The organism is Marinobacter sp. (assembly GCF_052094685.1).
Lineage (GTDB): Bacteria > Pseudomonadota > Gammaproteobacteria > Pseudomonadales > Oleiphilaceae > Marinobacter.
Map to the genome: position 1 here is coordinate 17018 of NZ_JBQDKB010000072.1, position 2173 is coordinate 19190.

Here is a 2173-nt window from a genome sequence, read left to right on the forward strand (position 1 = left end):
CGCCAATGAAAATTTTACTGGTAGAGGACGATAAGCCACTAGCTCAGGGTCTCGCGTCGTCGCTGGAAGACGCCGGCCTGTTGGTGGAGATTGCAGGTGACGGTCGCACGGCGGACTTTCTGGTCAGTACCGAGCGGTATGATGCGGTTATCCTCGATTTAGGCCTGCCTGATGGCAACGGCACCCAATGGTTGTCAGGGTGGCGCGAGCAGGGGATCGAATTGCCAGTTTTGATCCTGACTGCGCGTGAGCGATGGTCAGACAAGGCTGCAGGCTTTTCTGCCGGAGCCGATGATTACGTGACCAAACCCTTCGAAACCGCTGAAATCCTGTTCCGGCTGAGAGCGCTGGTGCGCCGGGCCCATGGCCATGCTCACCCGGTTATCAGAGTGGGCAATATCTCGTTGGATACTCACAGTGCCCAAGTGACCCGCGCCGGTATGCCCGTGTCCTTGACGGCTCAAGAGCTGCGGCTGCTTTCCCATCTTGTTCATGCTGCACCTCGTGTCGTAAGCCGTTCGGAGTTAACCGAACATGTGTATGACGGAGATGCAGAACCGGATTCCAATGTAATAGATGTGCAGGTTAGTCGTCTGCGGCGAAAGCTGGGTAGCCGTAGTATTGAAACGTTGCGCGGCCAGGGCTACCGGATGGTTGCGGATAGCGAGGACTCATGACGCGGGCACAGCGTTTGCGACGACTCCCGATTGCTATGCGCATGCTGGTATCGGCGCTGATTTTGGTTGTGTTGGTATTGCCGATTGCCGGTGCCCTGCTGTCGTGGAACTTCAGGGAGGCGGTGAATACGGCCTTTAACGAGCGGTTGGAATCCCTTCTCAATGTGGTAATTGCCGGGGTTAGCTACGATCTCCGGCAGGATGCTCTTGTGTCTAATCGACAACTGGGCGATTCGCGCTTCGATCGGGTATTTTCGGGTTGGTACTGGCAGGTTGGTGACGAAGGCGAGCGAGTGCTCACTTCTCGTTCATTGTGGGATCAGCGGCTGGCTATTTCCCATGAGCCCGGCATGACCTTCCGCACCGTGACCGGCCCCCGGAATAAGCAGTTGCGGTTGCTGGAGCGGGATATTCGGCTTCCCAATCTTGATGATGTTCTGCATGTACAGATAGCCGCGGATCTGGGCGAAATAGAGGCTCAGATTGCCCGGTTCCAAACGTTGTTGTGGCTTTCTCTGGCGACACTCGGCGGCCTGCTGATTGGGCTGATTGGGCTGCAAATTCGCTGGGGGTTGGCACCCTTGCGCCGCATAGAGCAAAGCCTGAAAGCAGTAGAGCAAGGCCAGAAGCCGTCTGTCGAAACCGACCTGCCCAGAGAGCTGGCAAGGCTGGCCGAAGCGATTAATACCGTATTGGAGCGGGATCAGCGTCTGATTGAACGGGGCAGAACCGCCACCGGCAATCTTGCCCATGCGCTGAAAACGCCGGTCGCCGTGCTGAACACTCTGGCGGAGCGCTTACCAGAAGATCAGCAAGCGGCCGTTCGGGCTGAGCTCAAACGGCTGGACGAAGCAGTGCGACATCATCTGGCTCGCGCTTCGGCGGCAGGGCCTGTGGCATTGGGCGCCGAACAGAGAGTTGCCACTGTGCTCGAGCCGGTCATTGAAGGCGTCCGACGTTTGGCTGGCCGGCGCAACATAGTGTTTCAGAGCGATCTGCAGCAGGAGTTCCGGGTACGGATTGATGCCCAGGATTTACAGGAAATGGTGGGTAATCTGCTGGAAAATGCGATCAATTGGGCCAAAAGTTCCATTAGGTTGACTGGGAGCATTGAAGAAGGTTGGCTGGTGCTCAGCGTATCTGACGATGGGCCCGGCATGTCGCGGGAAATGCGACAGGAGGCGCTTAGCCGGGGCGGTAGGCTGGATGAGGCAAGATCTGGTTCTGGGCTGGGACTGGCGATTGTTACCGAGCTGACGGCGCTGCACGGCGGCGAGCTTAGGTTGGATGACAACTCTGAAGGTGGCCTACGCGCTGAAGTCGTTTTGCCCCTGACGAACCTGCGTTCAGGGGCCTGAGGGCGCCGGATGTGGGCAGTGGTACTCCTCCATCACATCGCCTTCGTCTACGCTTTCCAAGTGCACATCAAAGCCCCAAAGCCTGTGTGCATGGCGTAGAACCTCCTCCGTATCCTCGCCCAGTGGCACCCTGTCCAC

At 57.9% G+C, this 2173-nt stretch carries 3 protein-coding genes; 2 read left to right on the forward strand and 1 reads right to left on the reverse strand.

Features of this window, described 5'->3' with window-relative positions; genetic code table 11:
- Both ACTH3S_RS13655 and ACTH3S_RS13660 read left to right on the forward strand, forming a co-directional pair.
- The coding region (locus ACTH3S_RS13655) for a response regulator (RefSeq protein ID WP_441809559.1) at positions 1–677 on the forward strand (677 nt) is incomplete at its 5' end.
- Positions 674–2035, forward strand: a complete 1362-nt coding sequence (locus ACTH3S_RS13660) for a sensor histidine kinase (RefSeq protein WP_441809560.1) — start codon at positions 674–676, stop codon at positions 2033–2035. The genes ACTH3S_RS13655 and ACTH3S_RS13660, both read left to right, overlap by 4 nt.
- Here ACTH3S_RS13660 and ACTH3S_RS13665 read toward each other — a convergent pair.
- A partial coding sequence (locus ACTH3S_RS13665; protein WP_441809562.1) for a hypothetical protein occupies positions 2024–2173 on the reverse strand: 150 nt, incomplete at its 5' end. The two genes, ACTH3S_RS13660 and ACTH3S_RS13665, sit on opposite strands and share 12 nt — an antisense overlap.

What these genes read in the sequence shown, in the direction of transcription:
- ACTH3S_RS13660 (WP_441809560.1), top strand. Translation starts at nt 674, where the DNA reads ATGACGCGGGCACAGCGTTTGCGACGACTCCCGATTGCTATGCGCATG.